General features: G+C 37.5%; 1 protein-coding gene. It reads right to left on the bottom strand.

What is annotated here, in order from left to right:
* The coding region (locus ACLNCW_RS09750) for an ISL3 family transposase (RefSeq protein WP_424846207.1) at positions 1 to 1,232 on the bottom strand (1,232 nt) is incomplete at its 3' end.
* Between the last annotated feature and the right edge of the window lie 124 nt (positions 1,233 to 1,356).

Raw genomic sequence — 1,356 nt, 5'->3', positions numbered from 1 at the left:
GTCCTTTCTTTTTTGATATTCAGAGCGATAAAAATCCGTTTTTTGAAGTTTTCAAAGTTCCGAAATCCAAAGGCATTTCGTTTGATGAGTTTAATGAGATTATTTGTTGCTTCTAATTTGGCGTTGGAGTAGGGTAGTTGAAGGGCATTGACGATTTTCTCTTTGTTCTTTAGAAAGGTTTTAAAGACAGTCTGAAAAAGAGGATGAACCTGCTTAAGATTGTCCTCAATAAGTCCGAAGAATTTGTCTGGCTCCTTGTTCTGAAAGTGAAAAAGTAAGAGTTGATAGAGATTGTAGTGGTGTTTCAACTCTTCTGAATAGCTCAAAAGCTTGTCTAGAATCTCTTTATTCGTTAAGTGCATACGAAAAGTAGGGCGATAAAAGCGTTTATCACTCAGTTTACGACTATCCTGCTGGATGAGCTTCCAGTAGCGTTTGATAGCCTTGTATTCATGAGATTTTCGCTCAAATTGATTCATGATTTGGACACGGACACGACTCATAGCACGGCTGAGATGTTGTACAATGTGAAAGCGATCAAGTACAATTTTAGCACACGGGAAAAGTTGTCTAGCCAAGTCATAGTAAGGGCTAAACATATCCATCGTAATGGTTTTCACCTGACAACGAACGGCTCTATCGTAGCGCAGAAAGTGATTTCGGATGATAGCTTGTGTTCTACCTTCAAGAACGGTGATAATGTTGAGATTATCAAAGTCTTGTGCAATAAAACTCATCTTTCCCTTGGTAAAGGCATACTCGTCCCAGGACATAATCTCAGGAAGTTGGCTCAAGTTATGCTTAAAGTGAAAATCATTCAGTTTACGAATGACAGTTGAAGTTGAAATGGAAAGCTGATGGGCAATGTCAGTCATAGAAGTCTTTTCAATTAACTTTTGCGCAATTTTTTGGTTGATAATACGAGGGATTTGATGATTTTTCTTGACGATAGAAGTCTCAGCGACCAGCATTTTCGAGCAATGATAGCACTTAAAACGACGCTTTCTAAGGAGGATTCTAGTAGGCATACCAGAAGTTTCAAGGTAAGGAATTTTCGATGGTTTTTGGAAGTCATATTTCTTCATTTGACTTCCGCAATCAGGGCAAGATGGAGCCTCATAATCCAGTTTAGCGATGATTTCCTTGTGTGTATCTCTATTCACAATATCCATAATTTGGACATTAGGGTCTTTGATATCGAGTAGTTTTGTGATAAAATGTAATTGTTCCATATGAATCTTTCTAATGAGTTGTTTGGTCGCTTTTCATTATAGATCTTATGGGACTTTTTTTCTACACAAAAATAGGCTCCATAATATCTATAGGGGATTTACCCACTACAAATATTATAGAGCC

The organism is Streptococcus sp. CL6.22, assembly GCF_049738055.1.
GTDB lineage: Bacteria > Bacillota > Bacilli > Lactobacillales > Streptococcaceae > Streptococcus > Streptococcus mitis_DJ.
This window is presented reverse-complemented; position numbering and strand designations above follow the sequence as displayed.